Annotated in this window: 26 protein-coding genes; 9 read left to right on the top strand and 17 right to left on the bottom strand. The window is 73.4% G+C overall.

The features are described 5' to 3' along the window. Positions 1-70 precede the first annotated feature (70 nt). Complete coding sequence (gene serA / locus ABIC30_RS19905; protein WP_082558002.1) at positions 71-1,291, bottom strand: phosphoglycerate dehydrogenase; 1,221 nt, start codon at positions 1,289-1,291, stop codon at positions 71-73. A 215-nt stretch (positions 1,292-1,506) separates the two neighbouring features. Between serA and ABIC30_RS19910 the strand changes: the two genes are divergently transcribed. Next, positions 1,507-2,526 (top strand): zinc-dependent alcohol dehydrogenase family protein, encoded by a 1,020-nt coding sequence (locus ABIC30_RS19910; protein WP_354455999.1) that lies wholly within the window; start codon positions 1,507-1,509, stop codon positions 2,524-2,526. 48 nt (positions 2,527-2,574) lie between these two features. Here ABIC30_RS19910 and ABIC30_RS19915 read toward each other — a convergent pair whose 3' ends face one another. From ABIC30_RS19915 to ABIC30_RS19950, 8 genes are all read right to left on the bottom strand, one after another. Next, positions 2,575-2,802: a DUF1127 domain-containing protein gene (locus ABIC30_RS19915; RefSeq protein WP_354456000.1), complete on the bottom strand. Its 228-nt coding sequence runs from the start codon at positions 2,800-2,802 to the stop codon at positions 2,575-2,577. Between the two features lie 137 nt (positions 2,803-2,939). Further along, complete coding sequence (locus ABIC30_RS19920) at positions 2,940-3,632, bottom strand: helix-turn-helix transcriptional regulator (RefSeq protein WP_091681452.1); 693 nt, start codon at positions 3,630-3,632, stop codon at positions 2,940-2,942. A gap of 70 nt (positions 3,633-3,702) precedes the next feature. Beyond that, the gene (locus ABIC30_RS19925) at positions 3,703-4,545 is read right to left on the bottom strand and encodes an anti-sigma factor family protein (protein ID WP_354456001.1); all 843 of its coding nucleotides are present in this window, start codon (positions 4,543-4,545) and stop codon (positions 3,703-3,705) included. Further along, positions 4,542-5,084: a sigma-70 family RNA polymerase sigma factor gene (locus tag ABIC30_RS19930; RefSeq protein ID WP_020095120.1), complete on the bottom strand. Its 543-nt coding sequence runs from the start codon at positions 5,082-5,084 to the stop codon at positions 4,542-4,544. Before ABIC30_RS19930 ends, ABIC30_RS19925 begins: the two co-directional genes overlap by 4 nt. Before the next feature lie 165 nt (positions 5,085-5,249). Continuing rightward, the gene (locus ABIC30_RS19935) at positions 5,250-5,477 is read right to left on the bottom strand and encodes a hypothetical protein (RefSeq protein ID WP_246757390.1); all 228 of its coding nucleotides are present in this window, start codon (positions 5,475-5,477) and stop codon (positions 5,250-5,252) included. 194 nt (positions 5,478-5,671) lie between these two features. Next, positions 5,672-5,938 carry a GCG_CRPN prefix-to-repeats domain-containing protein gene (locus ABIC30_RS19940; RefSeq protein ID WP_042675167.1) on the bottom strand — a complete coding sequence of 89 codons (267 nt, stop codon included), beginning with the start codon at positions 5,936-5,938 and terminating at the stop codon, positions 5,672-5,674. 156 nt (positions 5,939-6,094) lie between these two features. Next, on the bottom strand, positions 6,095-7,099 hold the full coding sequence (locus ABIC30_RS19945; RefSeq protein WP_205833560.1) for an SDR family oxidoreductase: 1,005 nt from the start codon (positions 7,097-7,099) through the stop codon (positions 6,095-6,097). A 41-nt stretch (positions 7,100-7,140) separates the two neighbouring features. Further along, the gene (locus ABIC30_RS19950; RefSeq protein ID WP_170855188.1) at positions 7,141-7,356 is read right to left on the bottom strand and encodes a hypothetical protein; all 216 of its coding nucleotides are present in this window, start codon (positions 7,354-7,356) and stop codon (positions 7,141-7,143) included. 192 nt (positions 7,357-7,548) lie between these two features. Here ABIC30_RS19950 and ABIC30_RS19955 point away from each other — a divergent pair, with 192 nt between their 5' ends. Next, positions 7,549-8,130 (top strand): hypothetical protein, encoded by a 582-nt coding sequence (locus ABIC30_RS19955; protein ID WP_205833559.1) that lies wholly within the window; start codon positions 7,549-7,551, stop codon positions 8,128-8,130. A gap of 178 nt (positions 8,131-8,308) precedes the next feature. On the opposite strand, the gene ABIC30_RS19960 is transcribed toward ABIC30_RS19955, so the two are convergent. After that, on the bottom strand, positions 8,309-9,139 hold the full coding sequence (locus tag ABIC30_RS19960; RefSeq protein ID WP_020095114.1) for an outer membrane protein: 831 nt from the start codon (positions 9,137-9,139) through the stop codon (positions 8,309-8,311). 1,009 nt (positions 9,140-10,148) lie between these two features. Here ABIC30_RS19960 and ABIC30_RS19965 point away from each other — a divergent pair. Then, positions 10,149-10,631, top strand: coding sequence for a DUF2721 domain-containing protein (locus ABIC30_RS19965; RefSeq protein WP_020095112.1), 483 nt, complete (start codon positions 10,149-10,151; stop codon positions 10,629-10,631). Positions 10,632-10,853: 222 nt separating this feature from the next. After that, on the top strand, positions 10,854-11,033 hold the full coding sequence (locus ABIC30_RS19970; RefSeq protein WP_020095111.1) for a hypothetical protein: 180 nt from the start codon (positions 10,854-10,856) through the stop codon (positions 11,031-11,033). 19 nt (positions 11,034-11,052) lie between these two features. Here the strand turns inward: ABIC30_RS19970 and ABIC30_RS19975 are convergent, their stop codons facing one another. The 4 genes from ABIC30_RS19975 to ABIC30_RS19990 form a co-directional block, all read right to left on the bottom strand. Next, entirely contained in the window at positions 11,053-11,313 is a 261-nt protein-coding gene (locus ABIC30_RS19975) for a hypothetical protein (protein ID WP_205833558.1), read from the bottom strand. Positions 11,314-11,649: 336 nt separating this feature from the next. Next, positions 11,650-12,024 carry a hypothetical protein gene (locus tag ABIC30_RS19980; RefSeq protein WP_042671492.1) on the bottom strand — a complete coding sequence of 125 codons (375 nt, stop codon included), beginning with the start codon at positions 12,022-12,024 and terminating at the stop codon, positions 11,650-11,652. 173 nt (positions 12,025-12,197) lie between these two features. Beyond that, positions 12,198-12,440 carry a hypothetical protein gene (locus ABIC30_RS19985; protein ID WP_354456002.1) on the bottom strand — a complete coding sequence of 81 codons (243 nt, stop codon included), beginning with the start codon at positions 12,438-12,440 and terminating at the stop codon, positions 12,198-12,200. Between the two features lie 36 nt (positions 12,441-12,476). Then, positions 12,477-12,653, bottom strand: a complete 177-nt coding sequence (locus ABIC30_RS19990) for a hypothetical protein (RefSeq protein ID WP_020095107.1) — start codon at positions 12,651-12,653, stop codon at positions 12,477-12,479. A gap of 208 nt (positions 12,654-12,861) precedes the next feature. On the opposite strand from ABIC30_RS19990, the gene ABIC30_RS19995 reads away from it, so the two are divergent. The 5 genes from ABIC30_RS19995 (at position 12,862) to ABIC30_RS20015 (ending at position 19,588) form a co-directional block, all read left to right on the top strand. Beyond that, on the top strand, positions 12,862-13,041 hold the full coding sequence (locus tag ABIC30_RS19995) for a hypothetical protein (protein ID WP_354456003.1): 180 nt from the start codon (positions 12,862-12,864) through the stop codon (positions 13,039-13,041). Positions 13,042-13,317: 276 nt separating this feature from the next. Then, entirely contained in the window at positions 13,318-14,358 is a 1,041-nt protein-coding gene (locus ABIC30_RS20000; protein WP_103985818.1) for an AraC-like ligand-binding domain-containing protein, read from the top strand. A 63-nt stretch (positions 14,359-14,421) separates the two neighbouring features. Next, a complete protein-coding gene (locus tag ABIC30_RS20005; RefSeq protein WP_020095104.1) occupies positions 14,422-14,793 on the top strand; it encodes a hypothetical protein in 372 nt (123 codons plus the stop codon). 134 nt (positions 14,794-14,927) lie between these two features. Continuing rightward, positions 14,928-16,337, top strand: a complete 1,410-nt coding sequence (locus ABIC30_RS20010; RefSeq protein WP_354456004.1) for an efflux RND transporter periplasmic adaptor subunit — start codon at positions 14,928-14,930, stop codon at positions 16,335-16,337. Positions 16,338-16,348: 11 nt separating this feature from the next. After that, on the top strand, positions 16,349-19,588 hold the full coding sequence (locus ABIC30_RS20015) for an efflux RND transporter permease subunit (protein WP_354456005.1): 3,240 nt from the start codon (positions 16,349-16,351) through the stop codon (positions 19,586-19,588). Between the two features lie 41 nt (positions 19,589-19,629). Here the strand turns inward: ABIC30_RS20015 and ABIC30_RS20020 are convergent, their stop codons facing one another. The 3 genes from ABIC30_RS20020 to ABIC30_RS20030 all read right to left on the bottom strand — a co-directional run bounded on the left by ABIC30_RS20020 (position 19,630) and on the right by ABIC30_RS20030 (position 20,521). Continuing rightward, complete coding sequence (locus ABIC30_RS20020; protein ID WP_354456006.1) at positions 19,630-19,773, bottom strand: hypothetical protein; 144 nt, start codon at positions 19,771-19,773, stop codon at positions 19,630-19,632. Positions 19,774-19,867: 94 nt separating this feature from the next. Then, complete coding sequence (locus ABIC30_RS20025) at positions 19,868-20,080, bottom strand: TOBE domain-containing protein (RefSeq protein ID WP_354456007.1); 213 nt, start codon at positions 20,078-20,080, stop codon at positions 19,868-19,870. 129 nt (positions 20,081-20,209) lie between these two features. Beyond that, on the bottom strand, positions 20,210-20,521 hold the full coding sequence (locus tag ABIC30_RS20030) for a hypothetical protein (protein ID WP_354456008.1): 312 nt from the start codon (positions 20,519-20,521) through the stop codon (positions 20,210-20,212). Positions 20,522-20,884 lie beyond the last annotated feature (363 nt).

Here is a 20,884-nt window from a genome sequence, read left to right on the forward strand (position 1 = left end):
CCGAACCCTGGCCTGCGGGCGTGAGGATCCGCGCGACCCGTCGCCGACGTCCGGCGCGGCGCGCGGATCCTCACGCCGCCGGCCGGAGATGCCGCGTCCGCACCGTGCCGTCGATGGCCCGCAGCGCGCGGAGCACCGCGTCCGCCTCGCCCGGCGGCACGGACGCGTCCACCACGACGTAGCCGAACTCGCCGTCCGTCTGCAGGTACTGCGCGTCGATGTTGAGCGACCGGCCCGAGAAGATCGCGTTGATCTGCCCGAGCACGCCGGGCACGTTCCGGTGCACGTGGAGGAACCGCGCGCCGGACAGGCGCGGCGGCAGCTGGACCTGCGGGAAGTTCACGGCGCCGAGCGTCGAGCCGGTCTGGACGTAGTCGACCAGCTTGCGGGCCACCTCCGCGCCGATGCGGTCCTGGGCCTCCTCGGTCGAGCCGCCGACATGGGGGGTGAGGATCACGTTCGGCAGCCCCTGCAGGGGCGAGACGAAGCGCTCCGCGTTGGAGGTCGGCTCCACCGGGAAGACGTCGATCGCGGCCCCGGCGAGGTGACCGTCGCGCAGAGCCGCCGCCAGGGCGTCCAGGTCCACGACCGTGCCGCGGCTGTTGTTGATCAGGTAGGCGCCCGGCTTCATCGCGCGGATCCGCTCCGCGCCCATCAGCCCGTGGGTCAGCGGCGTCTCCGGGACGTGCAGGCTGACCACGTCGCTCACGGCGAGCAGGGCCTCGAAGCTCTCGGCCGGCTCGGTGTTCCCGTGGCGCAGCTTGTCGGTGAGGTCGTAGAAGATGACGCGCATGCCCATCGCCTCGGCGAGGTTCGAGAGCTGCGCGCCGATATTGCCGTAGCCGACGATGCCGAGCGTCTTGCCGCGCACCTCGAAGGCGCCGGTGGCCGACTTGTCCCAGCCGCCTTCATGGGCCGCGACCGAGCGCGGCACGATGCGCCGGAGCAGCATCACGATCTCGCCGATCGTCAGTTCGGCGACGCTGCGCGTGTTCGAGAACGGCGCGTTGAACACCGGCAGGCCGCGGGCGCGCGCCGTCTCGAGGTCGACCTGGTTGGTCCCGACGCTGAAGCAGCCGATGGCGGCGAGGTCGGGCAGGGCGTCGAGAAGCGCGGCGGTGACCTGCGTGCGCGAGCGGATGCCGAGGACGGTGACGTCGGCCAGTTCGCCGGCGTCCCCGGGGCTGACCGCGCGCGACAGCTGCCGGATGGCGCCGATCCCGGCCTGGGTGAAGATCCTGGACGCTGTCGGCGCTATGCTTTCGGTCAGAACGACGCGCTCGGTCGACACGGTCTGTCCTCCCTCCACGGACGGGCTGCGATCCGCGACCTTGGCGCCGGCGCGGCGCAGCGGCAAGGGCGGCGCGGGAAGGAAGGGGTTGCGGGCGCGCGGCGCGGGCCGCCCGCCCCGCGGCGGACGGCCCGGCCCCGTCGTCTCGACGCGGCGCGCCGAGCCTGCCAGTGTCCGCCTCCCGGCGGCCGAGGCCGCGGAGCGACAGGTGCACCATGACCGGATCGACAGCCCGGGCCGTCATCGTCCAGCCCGGCGGCGGCTTCGACAAGGTGACCTTCGGCGAGCGGCCTGTGCCGGAGCCCGGGCCCGGCGCGATCACCGTCCGCCTGCGGGCGAGCTCCCTCAACTACCACGACTACGCGGTGGTCAGCGGGATGTGGGGCCCGAGCGAGCCGCGCATCCCGATGTCCGACGGGGCCGGAGAGGTCGAGGCCGTGGGGCCGGGCGTGACCGAGTTCGCCGTGGGCGACCGGGTGGTCAGCACGTTCTTCCCGACCTGGCTGGAGGGCACGCCGCGCGTCGAGGGCTTCGCCACCGTGCCGGGCGACGGGGTCGACGGCTACGCGCGCGGGGGCGTCACCGCGCCCGCCACCGCCTTCACCCGCGCCCCGCAGGGTTGGGACCACGCCGAGGCGGCGACGCTCACCACCGCCGCGCTCACCGCGTGGCGGGCGCTGCACGCCGATGCCGGCCTGAAGAGCGGCGACGTGGTGCTGGTGCAGGGCACCGGCGGCGTGTCGCTGTTCGGCCTGCAATTCGCCAAGGCGGCGGGGGCCACGGTGATCGCCACCTCCTCCAGCGACGCCAAGCTGGAGCGCCTGCGCGGTCTCGGCGTCGACCACGTCATCAACTACCGCACCGACCCGGCCTGGGGCGAGACCGCCCGGCGCCTGACCGACGGGCGCGGCGTCGACCACGTCCTCGACGTCGGCGGCCCGGCGACGCTGGAGCAGTCCATGGCCGCCGCGCGGGTCGCCGGCCACGTCTCGGTGATCGGCATCCTCTCGGGGGTCGCGGGCGAGCTGCCGCTGGTGCCGGCGCTCCTGAAGCAGATCCGGCTGCAGGGCGTGCTGGTCGGCAGCCGGCGCCACCAGATCGAGATGATCCGCGGCATCGACGCCTGCGGGCTGCGGCCGGTCATCGACCGCCGCTTCCCCCTCGACGACCTCGTCGCGGCGTTCCGCCACCAGGAGAGCAACCGTCACTTCGGCAAGATCTGCGTCGAGATCTGAGCGGTCCGGCCGGGCCCGAGGCGGTGCGGCGGGCGGTGCGGCGGGCGTTCAGCGGAAGGCGATCCCGAGCCCGTCGGGTATCATCAGGGCCCGGGGCGTCTCGGCCTGGCTCGGCGGCGGCGGCACGTGCGCGCAGCCGTTCTCGCAGAACGTGCGGAGTGTGCGCCGGTCGAGGCCGATGTCGCTCAGCATCTCGTCGTCGAGGGCCGAGAGAATGCGAAGATTTCGCGCCGCGACACGGCTCTTCCGGGCAGATTTCAGGAACGAGAGGATCATGATCCAGCCTCCGTTGCGCCGAAAGATCCGTGGTTTGTCCACGATCGGCCGGAGCAGCGTCGCTTTAATGCGGACTATGCGCATCCTCCGTTCGGATTAAGGGTGGCGCGCGGCGCGAATATTTTTGCCGGAGTGCGCTAGGCGTCCGCGATCGGCTGCGGGCAGAGCAGGAGCAGGCGCACCAGCTCGGCCTGGCGGCGCGTCCCCGTCTTCTCGAACAGGTGGCGCAGGTGCACGCGCGCCGTGTTCCGGGTGATCCGGCGGCGCGTCGCGCTCGCCGCGAGGTCGTTCCCGGCCAGGATGTCGACGGCCAGGGCCGCCTCCGCGGGCGTGAAGCCGAACTGGTCCTGGAGAATGCCGGGATCCGGCAGGCGCGGGGTCCCGGGGTCGGTGAGACGCAGGAGAACCGCGCCCTCGCCGATCGGGCCGAGCGTCCCGGGAATCGCCGAGGCGGCGACCAGGAGCGTCCCGCCCGCGCCCTCCAATCGCACCGAGCCGCCGCGATGGCCCGCGGCGCAGCGGGCGATGACCCGGCGCAGCGCCGCGCTGTCCTCGGGCGTCGCGCCGCGCAGGCCGCCGTGCTCCAGGCACAGGAGGCCGCGCGCGACGAAGGCCTGCGCCGCGCGGTTCAGGAAATGGGCCCGCCCGTACCGGTCGGTCACCGCCAGCCCCTGCTCGAGATGCTCCGCCAGGAGATGGAGCGCCGCCTCCACGAGGGTCGGGTCCGGGAAGGCCGGGGTGCCGCCGGCCTGAACCCGCCGCTCCTGGGCGGAGCCGATCCCGGATATCGTTTCGGCTCTGCGGGTGTGCAGGTGGGATTGACTGATCACGCTGGGATCCTCGCCGGATCGACATCACGATATCAGTAATAACCCGAAACTGGCGTCCCTTATTCCCGCCTTATCCCGGCGGGCCCCCGGTCCGGGACTGAAACAGGTCGGCGAAGGCGCGCAGGTCGCGCCGGTTGAGGTCCGAGACCGCCCAGTAGGTGAGGTCGCCGAGGCGCCAGCGCTCGATCGTGGACCCGTCGAGCCGCTCCTCGCCGGCGCCGGGGCCGTCGGCGGCGGGGACCACCGTGACGCTGATGACGTGCCGGTCGCGGCGATAGACCAGGGTCGGAACGGGGGTGCCGCCGACGATGTCGACCCGGCCGCCGACCAGCGGGAAGCCCTGGTCGGACAGGTCGGGGGCCTCGGGCGCGAGGGTGGTCCGGCCGTTGAACCAGGGCTTCACCACGTGCCGGTCCGAGGAGGCGACGTCGAAGGGCTGGGGCGCCGCGAGGCCGCGGAGATGGCCGGCGAGCACGGCCGCGCCGGTATCCGGGGCGCTGTCGGGGCGGTCGAGATAGACGATCCCGCCGCCGAGCGCGGCCCCGCCGACGAGGCCGACGAGCAGCGTCGCGGCCAGCGCCTGCCGGGATCTGCGCCAGGATTCGAGCCAGGCCTCGACCCAGGTCCCGACCCAGGACCCGAGCCGGGTCCCGAGCGGGTCTCCGAGGCGGCCGCGCGACGGGGGCGGGTCGGTGAAGCCGATCTGCTCGATCACGCGCGCCCGCAGGGATTCCGGGGCGGGCGGCCCCGCGAGGGGCCCGCGCAGGGTGGCCGAGAGGTCGCGGAGGCGTTCCGCCAGGGCCCGCGCGTCGGGATCCGCCGCGAGACGGCGCTCCATGGCCAGAACTTCGCCGGGCGACAGCTCGCCGTCCGCGTAGGCGCTGAGGAGCAGGAGGGTCTCGTCGTCGGTCATCGCCCGTCCTTCGCGAGCCGTGCAAGCAGGTGCTGCCGCGCGCGGCCGAGGCGCGACATCACGGTCCCGATCGGGACCCCCGTCACCGTGGCGATCTCCCGGTAGCTGAGGCCGTGGTACTCGCGCAGGACCAGCGCCTCGCGGAAGGCCACCGGCAGGGCCTCGACCGCCCGGGCGAGCTGCCCCGCGTCGTCGCGGGCGATGAGGGTCGCCTCGGGCGTCTCCGGGACCTCGGTCAGGGCGCCCCCGATCTCCAGCTCGGCGCGGGCCTCGGGGGCGAGGTCGTCGGCGAAGACCACCGCCCGCGGCCGGTGTCGCTGCAGCCAGGAATAGCCGGTGTTGCGGACGATGGTCAGGAACCACGCCCGGGCATTGCCCTCGGCGAACCCCTCGATCGCCCGGTAGGCGCGCAGACACGCCTCCTGCATCACGTCCTCGGCGTCGGTGGCGTTGCCGGTGAGCCAGTGCGCGAGCCGGTAGCCCTCGTCGAGGCGCGGGAGAACGAGCTGGCTGAAGCGCGCGCGCGCCAGGGTCGTCATGTCGGCGGCCGGGCCGGGCCCGCCCCGTCGAGAGCCTGCGAAGCCATGGGGTCCCTGCCCTCGTGCTCCTGCCTGCAGCCTTGTGCCACACAATCGGGAACCGGGCGGCGGCAGGCTTTATTCCCGCGTCCGGGCACGCGAATGTTCGGGGCGCTACTCGGGGCGCTACTCGGGAAGCCTCTCGGGCCGGTGGCGCGTCGCGACCGGCCGCTCCGGAGGCGCCCGGCGGTCCGGCGCCGCGGCCTCGCTCCCGCGGTCCTGTCCGGACGGCGATCGCCGGTCGGGTGCCGGTTCCGGGCAGCCGTCCGGACCGAGGCGCTTGCGGGCGACGCGCTCGGCCGCCGCCCGTTCAGCCGCCGAGGGGTTCGCGCCGCCGCTCTGATCCTGGGCCATGGCCATGTCCAACCGGAGCGGGACCGTCCGCGGTCCCGGTCGTGGCATCCCCGGCGCTGCCGGCCCGCATCACCGCCAACGGGAAAGGGGCAGGCCCCGCCTCCTCGGAGACGGGGCCTGCCCCTGGATCAACCCGCGGGTCGGGTCACGGTTCGGCGCCGGACCCGCGCGTCGGGACGCGTGCCTGCGCGACCTTAGCGGCAGACGCGCCGCGGTCCCCACGGGGTCGGACGGAAGAAGCAGCGCGGGCCGTAGAAGCGCGGCCGCCGGTACATCGGCCGGCAGCGCCCGTACGGGCCGGGCGCCCAGCCAGGGCCGCAGCCGAACGCCACGGTGCTGACCGCGGCGGGGCCGGTGAGCGTATCGGCGCCGGCGGGCGCCAGGGGCGCCGCGCCGGCGGAGGCCAGGCCGAGGCCGCCGACGACAGCCGCGGCGGCCGCGATCATCTTCACGTGCATCATCATCAGACCTTCTGTTCGGTTCCGCGCCGGTCGGCCCGGCGCAAGACCCGGTCAGAATGGTCATCGGCCCTGAATGTCGGCTGACCTCCGCCATCATCGTCTAGAAACAAACAGTCCGGCCGGCGCCCGCGCGGGGGCGGGCGCCGCGGCGGGGCTCTAGCGGCGGTCGGCGCGGCCGAGCAGCGAGGCCGCGGCCGCGGTGGCCCCCGCCAGCAGGATCCCGGTCAGGACCGGGTTGATCGAGGCCCGGGTGTAGGCGCTGCGCATGACGTGGTGGGGCGAGCCGCCCCGCACGGCCCCGTCGCGGCCGGCCGCGTGGAGGGCGCCGTCCCGCCGCTTGCCGGCCGCGCCCGCCGTCTGGCTCCGCGACATCACCTGGGCGCCCATCCAGTCGGTCGCCGCGGGGACCCGCTTGCGCAGCGCGCTCATCAGCTTGCCGCCGCCGCCGACGTAGAGGTCGCGGGGCCCGTGCTCCGCGGCGTACAGGATCGCGTCGGCGACGTCGGCAGGGTCGTAGACCGGCGGCGGCAGCTTGGGCGCCTGCGCCATGTAGTTCCGGGCATGCTCCGGGAACGGCGTGTCGATCGAGGCCGGCTTGATGAGCGTCACCGAGACCGGGGCGCCCTCCTCTTGGAGCTCCATCCGGAGCGCGTCCGTGAAGCCTTTGATCGCGTGCTTGGAGGCGGAGTACATGCCCTGGATCGGCAAGGCGAGGTCGGAGGCGACGGAGCCCAGGTTGATCAGCGCGCCGCCGGTCCGCTTCAGGTGCTGCAGCGCCACCGTCGAGCCGTAGACGATCCCCCAGAAATTGACGTCGAACAGCCGGCGATGGTCTTCGTCCGAAACCTCCTCGAGGCGGCCGAAGATCGAGAGACCGGCATTGTTGACCCAGGTGTCGAAGCCGCCGTAGGCGCGCACGGTCTCTGCGGCCAGCGCCTCGACATCCTCGCGGCGGGACACGTCGGTCACGACGGCCCGGGCCTCGCCGCCGCGCTCCTGGATGTCGCGGACGATGTCGTCGAGGGCGGCGCCGTTCCGGGCCGCCAGCACGACGCGGGCGCCGCGGCGGGCGGCCGTCCGGGCCGTGGCGAGGCCGATCCCGCTGGAGGCGCCGGTGATGACGATCACCTGCTCGCGCAGGGGCTTGTGCCGGATCTGCATGCTGCGTCTTCCTCTCTCGCGTGCTGTCTCGATGGCGGCGCTCAGCCCCGGCCTCCGCCCGGCCGGTCGCGCTCCGCGCCGAGGCTGGTCCCGCCCCGGCGCGCCTCCTCCTTCTCGGTGCCGGCCCGCTCCATCGGGCCGTCCTGCGGCCTGACCGTGCCGGTTGCGGTGTCGCGGGGGCTGTCGGCCAGGCCCGCGCGCTCCGGCTCGCCGTGCGGCATCCGCTCGGCCTGGGTGTCGTCCGGCGTGTCCGCCATGCTGCATCCCTCGCGATGGGCCTGATGCCCTGAGGGCCAACCCGTCAGGCGGCCGGCGTATCCGGCGGCCCCGGCCACGACGGCGGACGCTGCGCGGGCGGAGATGCGGGAGGGTGCGGGTCGGGCGAACGCGCCGCAGGAACACGGCCGCGGGGCCCGTGTTGTCTGCCAAATCTTTTTCACGAGGCGCCGATGTCAGGAACCGCCAAGAAGACCGACCCGAAACTGTGGGACAAGGTCAAGACACAGGTCACGAAGTCCGAGAAGGGCGGGAAGCCCGGCCAGTGGTCGGCGCGCAAGGCGCAGATCGCGACCGCCGAATACAAGAAGGAAGGCGGCGGCTACGCCGGCAAGAAGTCGGCCGACAACCATCTCCAGCAATGGACCGACGAGGAGTGGGGCACGAAGTCTGGCAAAGAGAGCGGCAAGACCGGCGAGCGCTACCTGCCCAAGAAGGCCCGCGAGAGCCTGACCGACACGGAATACGCCGCCAGCACGGCTAAGAAGCGCGCCGATACCCGGAAGGGCAAGCAGTTCTCGAAGCAGCCGAAGGCCGCCGCCGAGAAGGCCGCCGCGGCGCGCGAGGACGGCAAGTCCACCAAGGCGTCCGGAAAAGGCAAGACGTCCGGCAAGGCGACCGGCAAGTCTGCCGGCAAGGCGTCCGGCAAGGTGGAAACGACCAAGGCCGCGCTGATGCGCAAGGCCCGGGCGCAGAACGTGCCCGGCCGGTCGCGGATGTCGAAGGCGCAGCTGGAGCACGCGGTCCACGCCTGAGGCGCGCCGCGGCGGGCCCTCGCCCCCGACGCAAGACGTCCCGGGAATGGCTCCCGGGACGCTCCTCGGCTCAAGCGGCCAGTTTGATCGGGCTGGGGATGCTCAGGTCGAGAGGGGATGCGGCCTGTCCAGAGGCCCGCGCGCCGTCCCGGTGACCGGGACGGCGCGCGGATGGATCTTAGTACGAGCCGAACTTGTAGTTCAGGCCGGCGCGGATCACGGCGAACTCGTCGTCGCGGCGGCCGATGTTGTTGTACACCACCGGGAAGTTGTTGGCAGCGTTGATGACGAACGCACCCTGGTTGCGGGTGTTGCGGTCGAGGTTGACGTACAGGCCTTCGACCTTGAGCGTCACGGCGTTCGAGCGGAAGAAGTTCAGGAACGAGTCGGTGGGCAGGGCGTACTCGATGCCGCCGCCGACCGCGTAGCCGGTGCGGAAGCTGTCGTTGCCGGCGAAGCCGCCGAAGGAGCGGTCGGCGCTGCCCGAGCCGTAGGCGAAGCCGCCGGTGCCGTACACGAGGACGCGGTCGAAGGCGTAGCCGATGCGGCCGCGGACGGTGCCGAAGAAGTCGAGGCTGGAGAGGCCGCGCGGGTCGGTGACGTAGTAGCCGGGGGCCAGCGGACCGACGAGGAAGGCGTTGTTCCGGCTGCGGCCGAAGTCGAGGTACTGGGCGTCGGCCTCGACACCGACGACGATGCCGGAGCCCGGGGTGAACTGGAAGTTGTAGCCAACCTGGCCACCGCCGGTGAAGCCTTCCTGGTTGCGCTGGCTGAAGAAGGCGGTTGTGCCGTTGCCGTAGGGGGCGGGCACGCCGAAGCTGTTGGTGTTGTTGCTGCTGGCGTCGAAGGCGTAGCCGGCGTTGATACCGAAGTAGGCGCCGGTCCAGGTGAAGACCGGGACGGGGGTGAACACCGGCGGCGGGGCGGCGCGGCGCGGCAGGTCGGCGGCCGAGGCGGCGCCGGTCAGGAGAGCCGTAGCGGCGCTCGCGAGCAGAAGCTTCTTGATCATCTGGTCCTCTGTCTCCCGTTGGGCGGGATGTGTGCGGGGCGGACAGAACGCCAGGACGTGCCGGGGCGATAGTGCATCGCTGCAACAGCTCGGAATCGGGTCTTTGACCCCGAAACAGCCGGGTGCGCTGGAGCACATCGCGAAATCGACTGGTCTAGCCCGAGAAGAACTTCGGTATCCGAATGTTTCCAAAAACAAAATGCCCCGTCGCGCTCGAGCGGACGGGGCTTCAGTTTGTCGGTGAACGTTCCCAGGACCAACCAGGAAGCTTCGAGGTTTAATAAATCCTACCGGTCGGCGGCCCGCAAGCCCGATCGCGATCCCGCGAGCGGTTAACATTAATTTACGGGTGGTGCCCGCGCATCCCCGGGCGCGCGAGTGCGGGCGGCGCCGCAGATCTCGCGCGATCCCGTCCCGTATTGCGGGGCTTTCGGACGCCATCGCGCCTCTGTGCGGGCACCACTCGCGCGTCGGGCCGCGGATCTGCACAGATGAAACCGGCCGCCCGACTGGCCCGAGTCTTGATCGCGCATCCCCGGGTCTTGGCGCGCGGCCGCGGCCGGATCGATCTCCTCGGAACCGGCAGATCTCGCGGGGGATCGGCGGCGGCGCGGCGCCGGTCTCCCGGCCTGTGGAGAAGGCGCCGCCGCGCCGGGGCGGCGCGGCGGCCGCGGCTTTTCCGGCGCGCCGCAGGCCCTATCTGCCGGCCTCGTCGTCGGTGGAGATTTCAGGAGACGCGCATGCACCCCGTCGCGCTGCCTTCGATGCCGGCCCTCCGGGCCCGGACCGGGATCGAGGATGCCGGCCCCGCGCCGGCCGGGAGGCCTCGATGACCGACACGCCGGCCCCGTATCTCGCGGTGGCGTTCCTCTCGGCGCTGTGCCTGCTCGTGGCCGGGCTGCAGGCGGAGGGCCTCCTGTGGTGATCCGCCCGGTCCGGAGCCGCGCCGCCGTCCGTCCCGGCGGCCGGCGGAGGCGGGGCGCGACGCGTCCGCCCGCGTAGCCCGCCGATGTTCGGCTTCTCCCTCAGCGCGACCGAGCCCGACAGCATCGCCCACATCATCCAAGTGGCGCTCGCGCCCGCCTTCCTGCTCTCGGCGCTGGCGACGCTGCTCAACGTGTTCTCGACCCGCCTCGGCCGGATCTCCGACAAGGTCGACAGCCTCTCGGCGGAGGCCGCCCGGGCGACGGAAGCCGAGGCCGGCCGCCTCGCCCGCCGGCTGACCTTCCTGCGGCGGCGCTCCTTCGTGCTGGACGTGGCGGTGGTCCTGGCCTCGCTGGCGGGCGGCCTGATCGGTCTGGCCGTGCTCACGCTGTTCGTCGGCGCGCTGCGCGACGCGGCGACCGCGTCCGTCCTGTTCGCCTGCTTCGGAGCGGCGCTGGTCTGCACCGTGGCGGCGATCGCGGCGTTCATGACCGAGATCCTCATGGCCGGCCGCGGCGTCCGCGACGCGGTCGACCGGCAGCAGGATCAGGTTTCGACGCCGCGGTGAGGCCCGTCCCGGATCGCCCGGACGCGCTCCGCGACCGGGGGCGGCCTCCCGGTCTTCCGGAGATCGCGGGGCGAGCCCGTGCCGCGCGCTGCGGCCGCGCCCGCCGTGCGGGCTGGGCGATCCGGAGCGAACGGGCGGTGATTTCGGTTGCGGCGTGCGCGAGCCGGGCCTTAGTCTCGCGGTGGCCCGACTCCGCCGCCGGCGACGCCCGAGTGTTCCGTCATGAGCATCGCGATCCTGATTGCCTTCGTCGCCGGCGCGCTCTGCCTCGGGATCCTGTCCGCGGTCATCCCGTTCGGGCGGCGCGAAGCCGAGGAGCTGGACGAGGCGCTCCCGTACGAGGACGAGTTCTTCGACGTGGGCGGCCCCGTGATCGATCTGGAGCCGCGCCACCTCACCTGACGGCGCGTCGGTCCGAAGCCTACCGGGCTGCCGATCCCTCGGTGCCGGGCGTCGCGGCGTCCTGCCGGGTCGACCAGACCACCCGCCCGGCGGAATCCCGCAGGGCCGCCGAGCCCGCGCGGCCGGCGCGCAGCTCCGCGAAGCGGGCCTTGGCGGCGGCGACCGCCGCCTCCACGAGGGGCCCGGGAATCTGCTCGTCGTGGATGATGATGCCGCCGGCGCTTTCCCGGTGGATCATGCACTGCAGCCGGTAGGGCGCCTGGGTCTCGGGCGTGGCCATGTGGCGATCTCCCGTCCGATCACGGGATCCGCGCGCCGCCGGAACGGCGTGGCGCAAGGATCCCGGGCGCCGGCCTCTCTCGGTACGACGCGTCGAGCGCGATCCATAGCAGATCGGTCCGGCCCGCGGGCGATCCCGCGCGGTGCCTCTCGCGCTCGCCCCCAACATCCCGCGCGGACGGGCATTGCCCGGCGGTCGGACGCCGCCCTGGCTCCGCCAGGCCGCCTCACCCGCCGCGTCGTCGGCGTCCGGGATCGTCTCCGGATCGCCCACGAGGGCGTCGCGCCGGTCGGCCGTCGCGACGCGCTCGCGGTGTGGTCGGCCACCTCGCCGCGCTCAACCGCGCCTGCGGGTGTAGCGCTCGACCACGCGCTGCCGGTGCGACGGGAGCTCCGGCAGGCGGGAGGGGCCCGCCAGGGCACGGTCCCGGGCCGCGGGGGGCCGGGGCGCGGGCAGCAGCTCCGGCGGGAACCGGGGCGTCTCGACGACGACCGCCTCCAGCACGATGGGCCGCATCCGCGGCGCGGAACGCACCGGTCGGCCAGGCCGTGCCGCGAGGGTGCCGAAGGTGCCGAGGGCCCAGAGCCCGAGGCAGAACAGGCCGATCAGGATCCCGTCCCAGGACGGCTCGGTCCGGCACATCAGGATCCCGGTGCCGGTGAGGGCGGCCGCGGCCGCGAACAGGCGCGGTGTCGGATCGGCGGAACGCATGCACCACCGTCGGTGCGGAGCCCTAGGGACGCGTGAACGGGATCGCTTGAATTGTCGGCGCCGCCGGATTCTCCCCAGGCTATTCCCAGGTTCTCTCCAAGTTCTCCTCAGGTTCTCCCGGTACGCACCGGCCCCAGTGGCCGGGACGGGCACCGCGGCCCGGCGGACGCGCCTCAGCCCGCCAGGCTGGACGGGGCCTGCCACGCGACGCCGGGATGCTCGCGGATGTCCCCGGCCCGGGATCCGGTATCGGCGTCGCTCGTCCAGTCGCCGGGCTCGGCGACGTGGGCGATCTCGGCGTCCGGATAGGCGGCCGCCAGGAACAGGCGCGCCTCGCCCTCGGCCTCGGCCCGGACCGTCACGAGCGGCCGCTCGCCGCCCGCGTCGCGCACCTGCGCGATGAACAGCTTGGTCATGGTCTCCCTCCGGACTCGTCCGCCGGCGCGGCGGGATCAGGCCTGCAGTTCCTCGACGTGGAGGCCGCCAGCCCGCAGATGGTTCGGGATCCGCGTGCGGTCGCGGAAGCCGGCGGCGCGCGCCATCGCGTCGAGGGCGGCCATCGGATCGAGCGCCGCACCGCTCCAGAGAATCGCGCCCGTCGCCGCCTGCATGATCCGGAACACCTTCACGCCACGCTCCCGGTCTCGACCCTCGGACAAGCCGGGGGGACTCGCGGGTGTTCCCGACGAACCGTGGCGGGCGCGCTGCGGCCGATTCGCGCCGGCCCGGCCCCGGCGGGAACGGGCGCCGCCGGGGTGCGGTTCTCCAGCCGACGCCGGCACAAGCCGGCACGGCGACGACCCGCGTCGAGACCCCGCTCGGGATCCAAGGACAGCCATGACCAGCCGCACCGTTCAGTCCGCCCTGCTCGCCCTCGCCCTTGTTGCCGGCAGCGCCGGGATGGTCGCCGCGCAGAGCACGCCCAACGGCAACACCTCGTCTCCCGGCGCCCCCGCGGGCGACAACAGCACCGGCAACGGCGCCACCGGCAGCGGCGCGGCCCCGAGCGGCCGGTAACCGCCGGTTAACCATAAGGGTCGAAGCCCTCGATCCTCACAACCGTGCAACTCACCGTCCCGCGGCCACCCGGCCTGCGGGACGTTCTGTTTCACGGCCCCTTGCCGGCCCCTTGCCGGCCCCTTGCCGGCCTCTCGCCGGCCTCTCGCCGAGCGCGCCGGGACGGGGCACGGCGCGGAGTCCGGTGATTGGAACGGAGTGCCACTTTTCTGGGCAGACAGAATCGCCATATTGTCGGCGTGACCGGGCCGCGCTCGGTCAGGACTAACACGGGCGATGCGACCGAAACCGATCCTGCAGCTCAGGGGCGAGAGCCCGGGTCATCGTCAGGCCGACGACTGGCGCGACGCCGTCGCGCCGTTCTGGGATTTCACGATCCGCCGGGAGGACCTGCCCGATTTCCGCGGGCAGTCCCGGGTCCGTCACCTCGGCACCGCGATCGTCTGCAGCGCCCGCGCTTCCGGGCTCCGGTTCGTGCGCGCGCGGGCCCTGACCGCCCGGATGGGCGTCGACCACATCGTCGCCCACATGCGCGTCTCCGGTCAGTCCCGGGTCACGATCGGCGGCCGGGAGCGGGACTGCGCCCCCGGCGACATCTGCCTGTTCGACCTGTCGCAGCCGCTCTCCGCCGCGTCCACGGACTACGAGGCCATCACGGTGGTGCTGCCGCGCCCGCTCTTCGGATCCCGGCAGAGCGGCCTCGACGCCCTGCACGGCTCGGTGATCCGGGGCGCGACCCCGTTCGGCCGGATGCTCAGCGACCACCTGCACTCCCTGAGCGCGCACGCGACCGGGTTCTCGGAGCCGGAGGCCGCGGCGGCGGCCGAGGCCACGGCCGCGCTGCTCGGCGCGGCGACCCTGGGCCTGCCGGAGGACGGAGGGGGCACGCAGCCGCCCGAGCGGGCGCCTCTGCTCGTCGCGATCCGGCGCTTCATCGAGGCCGAGCTGGCCTCCGCGGACCTGTCCGCCGAGACGATCGGGCGGCGGTTCGGCGTTTCGCGGAGCGCCCTCTACCGGCTGTTCGTCCCCCTCGGGGGGGTCTCCGGCTACGTCCGGCAGCGCCGGCTCGCCCGCGCCTACCGCGACCTCGCCACCGGCGACGGGCGCTTCACCCGCATCTCCGAGGTGGCGTATCGCTGGCGCTTCGAGAGCCCCGCGCATTTCACCCAGGCCTTCCGCGCGGAGTTCGGCTGCGCCCCCCGGGACGTCCGCGACCGGGCCGCGGCCGAGCCCGACCGGTCCCCGGCCGCGGAGCCGCCGGCCCAGGCCGAGACCTGGGCCGACTTCTACCAGTGGGTCCTCAAGCTGGCGGCCTGAGGGGTCCGGGGCCGGCACCCCGGACCTTGTGCCCCCGGCCTCGGATGGATCATAAGGGCCGCGATGACCTTCGGGGTTCGGCATAGGCGCCCGGCCGGGGCGCGGGGCTGGTGGGCGCTCGCCGCCCGCGCGCTCGCGCTCGTCCTGGCGCTGACCGTCGCCGCTCCGGGCGTCGGCCTCGCGGCGGATCTCGCCTTCCACGCGGGCGGCCACCACGACCGGGGCCAGGGCCCGGCCCTCGACGCGCCGGCGGCGCCCGCGACCGTCGATCCCGGCCTCTCGGAGCACCTCCATTGCGGCTGCCATCAGGCGGCCCGCCTGGAGGCGACCGAGATCGCGCCCCCGGCCGCTCCGGGCCGGGTGCTGCCGGGCGCCCTCGCCCAGGGCCGCCCCTCCGTCAGTCCCGACCGCCTGCCGCGGCCTCCGCGCGCGTGAGCTGACGCCGCCCGCGGGCGGCGCTCCGCCCGGCTGCCGAACCGGCTCCGGGTTCACCCCCACGCGACACCTGAACGGGACCCTCCGGGACCGCCGCGCGCGGCACCCCGCCCTCCCGGCCGAGCAGCTTCCCCATGCGCATCATCCTGTCCTTGGCCGCCGCCGCGGCACTCCTGGCCGCCGGCTTCGCCCTCGGCGCCGCCGCCCCCGGCGCCCCGACCCTGCCCGACCGTCTCCGGCAGACCCTCGCGTCCGTCGGGCTCGCCCGAGCCCCGGCCGACGACCACGATCAGCGCTACGCGGCTGCCGCACCGGACCGGCCCAAAGCCGCGCCCGACCCGCACGCGGGCGGCGATCACGCCGGCCACGACCACGACCACGCGCACGACCACGCGCACGGCAACGAGCACGGCGACGCGCACGGCGACGCGCACGGCGCCGACGAGCCTCACGAGGCGGGCACGATCCGGATGCGGCCCGATCAGGTCGCCGGCCAGGACATCGTCACGCGCAGAGTGGAGGGCGGCACGCTGGCGCGCCACCTCCTCGTCCCCGGCACGATCACGCCCGACACCGACCGGATCGCCCGGGTCCCGGCCCGGGTGGTCGGGACCGTGGCCGAGATGCGCAAGCGCCTCGGCGACGCCGTGCAGGCGAACGAGGTCGTCGCCATCCTCGACAGCCGCGAGGTCGCCGACGCCAAGAGCGAGTACCTAACTGCCCAGGTCCAGGCCGAGCTGCAGACGATCAACTTCGAGCGCCAGCAGAAGCTGCTCGCCTCGCGCAGCGCCTCCGAGGCCGCGTTCGAGACCGCCCGGGCCGCCTATCTGGAGAACCGGCTCCGGGTCGACCTCGCCCGCCAGAAGCTGTCGGCGCTCGGCCTCGACGCCGCCGAGGTGGCGGCCGCCCAGAAGCGCGACGAGGCCACCCCGAACCAGTCGACCCTGCGCCGCTACCCCCTGCGGTCGCCCCTCGCCGGCCGCATCGTCGAGCGCAAGGTCGATGTCGGCACGGCGGTCGGCAAGGAGGGCGATCCGGCCGACCTCTACACGGTGGCGGACCTCTCCACGGTCTGGATCGAGCTGTCGGTGCCGACCGTGGACCTCGCCCAGGTCCGGGAAGGCGCCCGCGTGACGGTCACGCCCGGCCGGACGGGCGAGACGGAGCGCCGGGCGGAGGGCCGCGTGATCTTCGTCAGCCCCTTCCTCAACCCCGACACGCGCTCGGCCCGGGTGGTGGTCGCCCTGCCGAACCCCGACTTCGCGTGGCGGCCCGGCACCTTCGTGACCGCCGAGGTCGAGATCGCGCAGGATTCGGTCCCGGTCCGGATCCCCAAGGCGGCGGTCCAGACCGTCGAGGGCCGGAGTGTCGTCTTCGCGCGCACGGCCGAGGGGTTCGAGAAGCGGCCGGTCACCCTCGGCCGCTCCGACGACGAGGCCTACGAGGTCACCGCCGGGCTCGAGCCCGGCGCCGAGATCGCGGTCGGCAACGCGTTCCTGCTGAAGGCCGAGCTCGGCAAGGCCGACGCCGGCCACGCCCACTGAGGAGACGGACGATGATCAGCCGCATCCTCGCCGTCTCGGTCCGCCAGCGCTGGCTGGTGCTGCTCCTCGTGCTGCTGGCCTCGGCCTTCGGCGCCGCCGCGCTCACGCGGCTGCCCATCGACGCCGTGCCCGACATCACCAACAACCAGGTCCAGATCAACACCCTGGCCCCGTCCCTGTCGCCGGCCGACGTCGAGCGGCAGGTCACCTACCCGGTCGAGACGGCACTCGCCGGTATCAAGGGCCTCGAGTACACCCGCTCGCTCTCGCGCAACGGCTTCTCGCAGATCACCGCGGTCTTCGCCGAGTCCCTCGACATCTACTTCGCCCGCCAGCAGGTCGCCGAGCGCATCGCCCAGGTGCGGGAGGACCTGCCCTCCGGGGTCGAGCCGCGGATGGGCCCGATCTCCACGGGCCTCGGCGAGATCTACATGTGGTCGGTCCAGTACGCGCCGCTGCCTGAGCGCGCGGCCGTGCCGGCGGGCCGGCCGGGCTGGCAGACGGACGGGAGCTACCGGACCCCGGAGGGCCAGGCGCTCAGGACGGAGCTGGAGCAGGTCGCCTACCTGCGCACGGTGCAGGACTGGATCGTGCGGCCGCAGATCAAGTCCGTCCCGGGCGTCGCCGGCGTCGACGGGATCGGCGGCTTCGAGAAGCAGTACCACGTCCAGCCGGACCCCACGAAGCTCACCGCCCTCGACCTGTCCTTCGCGGACGTCGCCCGTGCGCTCCAGGCCAACAACGCGAACCAGGGCGCCCGCTACCTGGAGGATAACGGCGAGAGCTACGTCGTGCGCGCCGCCGGCCGCCTGGAGAGCCCGGAGGCGATCGCCGACGTCGTCGTGGCGAGCCGCGGCGGCGTGCCGGTGCGGATCCGCGACGTCGCCACGGTGCGGATCGGGCGCGACCTGCGCACCGGCTCGGCGAGCGAGAACGGGCAGGAGACCGTCATCGGCACCGCCCTGATGCGGATCGGCGAGAACAGCCGCACGGTGGCGGCCGCCGTCGATGCCCGCATGGATCAGATCCGGCGGGCCCTGCCCCCCGGCATCGTCGTCCAGACCGTCCTCGACCGGACGCAGCTCGTCGAGGCCACGATCCGCACGGTGGGCAGGAACCTCTCCGAGGGCGCGGCCCTCGTGATCGTCGTCCTGTTCCTGCTGCTCGGCAACATCCGGGCGGCGCTGATCGCCGCGCTGGTCATCCCGGCCGCCATGCTGATGACCGTGACCGGCATGGTCGAGGGGAGGATCTCGGCGAACCTGATGAGCCTCGGGGCGCTGGATTTCGGGCTCATCGTCGACGGGGCGGTGATCATCACCGAGAACGCGCTGCGCCACCTCGCCGAGCGGCAGCACGCCCTCGGGCGGCCGCTCGTGCTGGAGGAGCGCCTGGAGACGGTGCGGGACTCGGCCGAGGAGATGATCGCGCCGTCCCTCTACGGGCAGGCGATCATCATGCTGGTCTACGTCCCGCTCCTGACCTTCACGGGGGTCGAGGGCAAGATGTTCCAGCCGATGGCGCTGACCGTCATCCTCGCCCTGGCGGCGGCCTTCGTGCTGTCGCTGACCTTCGTGCCGGCCCTGATCGCCATCGCGCTGACCGGCCGGGTCACCGAGGCCGAGAACCCCCTCGTCCGGGGCCTGAAGGCGCTCTACCGGCCCGTCCTCGCGGCGGCGATCCGGGCGCCCGCCCCGTTCGTCGGGACGGCGCTGCTCCTCCTCGTGGGCGCAGGGCTGCTCGCCACCCGGCTCGGGACCGAGTTCATCCCGCAGCTCGACGAGAAGAGCATCGCCCTCAACGCCACACGGATCCCGTCCACCTCCCTCACCCAGTCGCAGGCGATGCAGCTCAAGGTGGAGCGGGCGATCGCCAAGTTCCCGCAGGTCGCCTACGTGTTCTCGAAGACCGGCACCGCCGAGGTCGCCACCGACCCGATGCCGCCGAATTCCTCCGACACCTTCGTGATGCTCAAGCCGCAGGCGGACTGGCCCGACCCGGGCCTGTCGAAGGCCGAGCTGCAGGAGCGGATCGAGGCGTCCTTGAGCGAGCTCGCCGGCAACGTCTACGAGTTCTCCCAGCCGATCCAGCTGCGCTTCAACGAGCTGCTCGCCGGGACACGGGGCGACCTCGCCGTGAAGGTGTTCGGCGACGCCTTCGAGCCGATGCTGGAGACCGCCAACAGGATCGCCGCGATCCTGCGCGGGATCCCGGGCGCCGACGACGTGAAGGTCGAGCAGATCACCGGCCTGCCGGTCTTCGAGATCAGGATCGACCGGACCGAGGCGGCCCGGCTCGGCCTCAGCACCGGGGCGATCCAGGACGTGATCGGCGCCGCCATGGGCGGTCGGGACGCCGGGGTCGTGTTCGAGGGCGACCGGCGCGTGCCGATCGTCGTGCGCCTGACCGATCAGGTCCGCGAGGACCGGGAGGCCCTGGAGAACCTGCCGGTCCCCCTGCCCCCGGGCGCGAACGGCAAGGCCGCCTCCGTGCTCCTGCGGCAGGTGGCGCAGTTCTCGGTGAGCGAGGGGCCGAACCAGATCAGCCGCGAGAACGGCCGGCGCCGCGTCGTGGTCACCGCCAATGTCCGCGGGCGCGACATCGGCTCGCTGGTGGCGGAGGCGCAGGCGAAGGTCGCCGCGCAGGTGACCCTGCCGGCGGGCTCGTACGTCACCTGGGGCGGCCAGTTCGAGAACCTCGCCTCGGCTCAGGCGCGGCTCACCGTGGTGGTGCCGGTGTGCTTCTTCCTGATCTTCCTGCTGCTCACCTCGGCGCTGGGCAGCGCGCGGGACGCGCTCCTGGTGTTCAGCGCGGTGCCGCTGGCGCTCACCGGCGGCATCGCGGCCCTGTGGCTGCGGGAGATGCCGCTCTCGGTGCCGGCCGCGGTCGGGTTCATCGCGCTCTCGGGGGTGGCGGTGCTCAACGGCCTCGTGATGCTGACCTTCATCAAGCAGCTCGTCGCCGCGGGCCGGCCGCTGCGGGCGGCGATCCGCGAGGGCGCCCTCACCCGGCTGCGGCCGGTGGCGATGACCGCGCTGGTCGCCTCCCTGGGTTTCGTGCCGATGGCGCTCGCCACCGGCACCGGGGCCGAGGTGCAGCGGCCGCTGGCCACCGTGGTGATCGGCGGCCTGATCAGCGCGACCCTGCTGACCCTGGTGGTGCTGCCGGCGCTCTACGCGCGGTTCGGGCGCGCCGGTCCGGCCGAGCGCCCCGCGCCCAAGGCGGAGCCGGTGGCGGATCGCGCCGCCTGACGGCTCCCCCGCCTCGGCCGCGGCGGCCCTGAGGCGGAAGGTCAGGCGGGGAGGATGTGCAGCATCCCGCCGACCATCCCGAGGGCCCCGATGCCGATCAGCCCCGCGGCGATGTAGAGCCGCATCCGGCTCGCGTCGGCGGCCGACGGCGGCTGGGGGTCTTCGGGCAGGTCGAACCAATCCATCGGGTGGGCGCAGCCGGTCGGGTGGGCGGGAGGCGCCGCCCTAGGCCTGCCCGATGACGACGGGATGACGGTGGGATGACCGCAGCGCAGGCCGCTACGGCTTCACCAGCAGCACGTTCACCGCCTTGGCGAGCACGTGGACGGTGTCGCCCTCTCGGAGGCCCAGCTCCTCCAGCGAGTCGACCGTCATGACCGAGGCCATGCGGTAGGCGGTGCCGACCAGTTCCACCTCGACCTGGGCCATCACGTCCCCGCGCTTGATCGCCGTCACCGTGGCGGGGATGTCGTTGCGCGCACCGTGTTTCATGGGACCTTCCGGGTTGCGCGGCCCGTCCGGCCGCCGTCCAGGCCTATCGCGGCCGGGGCCTCGGCATCAATCACGACGCCGGGTCCCCGGCCTGGAGACCGCCGGGCAGCGGCCCCGGGCAGGGCCGGATCAGCGACGGCCGGAGGCTCCGGCCGAGCCGCCATCGCTGCCGCCGGGCTGGAATCCGGCCGCGTTCGGCGGCCCCTTCATCCGGCCGTCCTGCTTCGGCATCTCCGAGCCCGGAGATCCGGTCGTCGTGCCCGTCGTCTCGCCTTTGCCCGTCTCGCCTTTGCCCGTCGCGCCCTGGCCCGTCGCGCCCTGGCCCGTGTAGCCGGCCGCGTTGGGCGAACCCTGCATGCGGGTCCCGGTATTCTCCGCGGCCGTGGCGGCCGCGCCTGTCGCCAGGAGGCCGGCGATGGTCAGGCTGATCAGCGTCTTCATGTGCGAATCCTCAAGCGCTTCCCCAGGCCGCCTCTCCGGACGTACCGGGGCAACGCGGCCGGACGGATCCCGTTCACGCCGCCGCGACCGGACCGGCGCGGGCGCCGGGGTTGCGGGACAATACTTGCTGCGATGCGATATTTCTGCATCGAAGACGGGGCGCGAGCCCGTTCCGCGAGGCAATGTATTGATTTATGTACGGAGTTGAGCCGCCCGGCACAATTGCATTCCGTCGCAGAATCTGTTTGAATATTCGGACGCGTTGCATTCCATCGTGGTGACTGAATTCGCTTGCGGCCTATCGGGCTCCGCGAGGAGGTCGAACATGTACGCTTTGGCCAAGACCAGAGAGAGAACCGACTG

Origin of the sequence: Methylobacterium sp. 1030 (assembly GCF_040544715.1) — a bacterium.
Classification (GTDB): domain Bacteria; phylum Pseudomonadota; class Alphaproteobacteria; order Rhizobiales; family Beijerinckiaceae; genus Methylobacterium.

Excerpts from the sequence above, each read along its gene's own strand:
- ABIC30_RS19980 (WP_042671492.1), bottom strand. The coding sequence starts at position 12,024 with ATGCGTTCCGCCGATCCGACACCGCGCCTGTTCGCGGCCGCGGCCGCC.
- ABIC30_RS20025 (WP_354456007.1), bottom strand. The coding sequence starts at position 20,080 with ATGAAACACGGTGCGCGCAACGACATCCCCGCCACGGTGACGGCGATC.
- ABIC30_RS20015 (WP_354456005.1), top strand. The coding sequence starts at position 16,349 with ATGATCAGCCGCATCCTCGCCGTCTCGGTCCGCCAGCGCTGGCTGGTG.
- ABIC30_RS20030 (WP_354456008.1), bottom strand. The coding sequence starts at position 20,521 with ATGAAGACGCTGATCAGCCTGACCATCGCCGGCCTCCTGGCGACAGGC.
- ABIC30_RS19985 (WP_354456002.1), bottom strand. The coding sequence starts at position 12,440 with ATGACCAAGCTGTTCATCGCGCAGGTGCGCGACGCGGGCGGCGAGCGG.
- ABIC30_RS19975 (WP_205833558.1), bottom strand. The coding sequence starts at position 11,313 with ATGGCCACGCCCGAGACCCAGGCGCCCTACCGGCTGCAGTGCATGATC.
- ABIC30_RS19995 (WP_354456003.1), top strand. The coding sequence starts at position 12,862 with ATGACCAGCCGCACCGTTCAGTCCGCCCTGCTCGCCCTCGCCCTTGTT.
- ABIC30_RS19935 (WP_246757390.1), bottom strand. The coding sequence starts at position 5,477 with ATGGCCCAGGATCAGAGCGGCGGCGCGAACCCCTCGGCGGCTGAACGG.
- ABIC30_RS20020 (WP_354456006.1), bottom strand. The coding sequence starts at position 19,773 with ATGGATTGGTTCGACCTGCCCGAAGACCCCCAGCCGCCGTCGGCCGCC.
- ABIC30_RS19965 (WP_020095112.1), top strand. The coding sequence starts at position 10,149 with ATGTTCGGCTTCTCCCTCAGCGCGACCGAGCCCGACAGCATCGCCCAC.
- ABIC30_RS19970 (WP_020095111.1), top strand. The coding sequence starts at position 10,854 with ATGAGCATCGCGATCCTGATTGCCTTCGTCGCCGGCGCGCTCTGCCTC.
- ABIC30_RS19925 (WP_354456001.1), bottom strand. The coding sequence starts at position 4,545 with ATGACCGACGACGAGACCCTCCTGCTCCTCAGCGCCTACGCGGACGGC.
- ABIC30_RS19940 (WP_042675167.1), bottom strand. The coding sequence starts at position 5,938 with ATGATGCACGTGAAGATGATCGCGGCCGCCGCGGCTGTCGTCGGCGGC.
- ABIC30_RS19945 (WP_205833560.1), bottom strand. The coding sequence starts at position 7,099 with ATGCAGATCCGGCACAAGCCCCTGCGCGAGCAGGTGATCGTCATCACC.
- ABIC30_RS19955 (WP_205833559.1), top strand. The coding sequence starts at position 7,549 with ATGTCAGGAACCGCCAAGAAGACCGACCCGAAACTGTGGGACAAGGTC.
- ABIC30_RS20010 (WP_354456004.1), top strand. The coding sequence starts at position 14,928 with ATGCGCATCATCCTGTCCTTGGCCGCCGCCGCGGCACTCCTGGCCGCC.
- ABIC30_RS19930 (WP_020095120.1), bottom strand. The coding sequence starts at position 5,084 with ATGACGACCCTGGCGCGCGCGCGCTTCAGCCAGCTCGTTCTCCCGCGC.
- ABIC30_RS19915 (WP_354456000.1), bottom strand. The coding sequence starts at position 2,802 with ATGATCCTCTCGTTCCTGAAATCTGCCCGGAAGAGCCGTGTCGCGGCG.
- ABIC30_RS20000 (WP_103985818.1), top strand. The coding sequence starts at position 13,318 with ATGCGACCGAAACCGATCCTGCAGCTCAGGGGCGAGAGCCCGGGTCAT.
- ABIC30_RS19910 (WP_354455999.1), top strand. The coding sequence starts at position 1,507 with ATGACCGGATCGACAGCCCGGGCCGTCATCGTCCAGCCCGGCGGCGGC.
- ABIC30_RS19960 (WP_020095114.1), bottom strand. The coding sequence starts at position 9,139 with ATGATCAAGAAGCTTCTGCTCGCGAGCGCCGCTACGGCTCTCCTGACC.
- ABIC30_RS19950 (WP_170855188.1), bottom strand. The coding sequence starts at position 7,356 with ATGGCGGACACGCCGGACGACACCCAGGCCGAGCGGATGCCGCACGGC.
- ABIC30_RS20005 (WP_020095104.1), top strand. The coding sequence starts at position 14,422 with ATGACCTTCGGGGTTCGGCATAGGCGCCCGGCCGGGGCGCGGGGCTGG.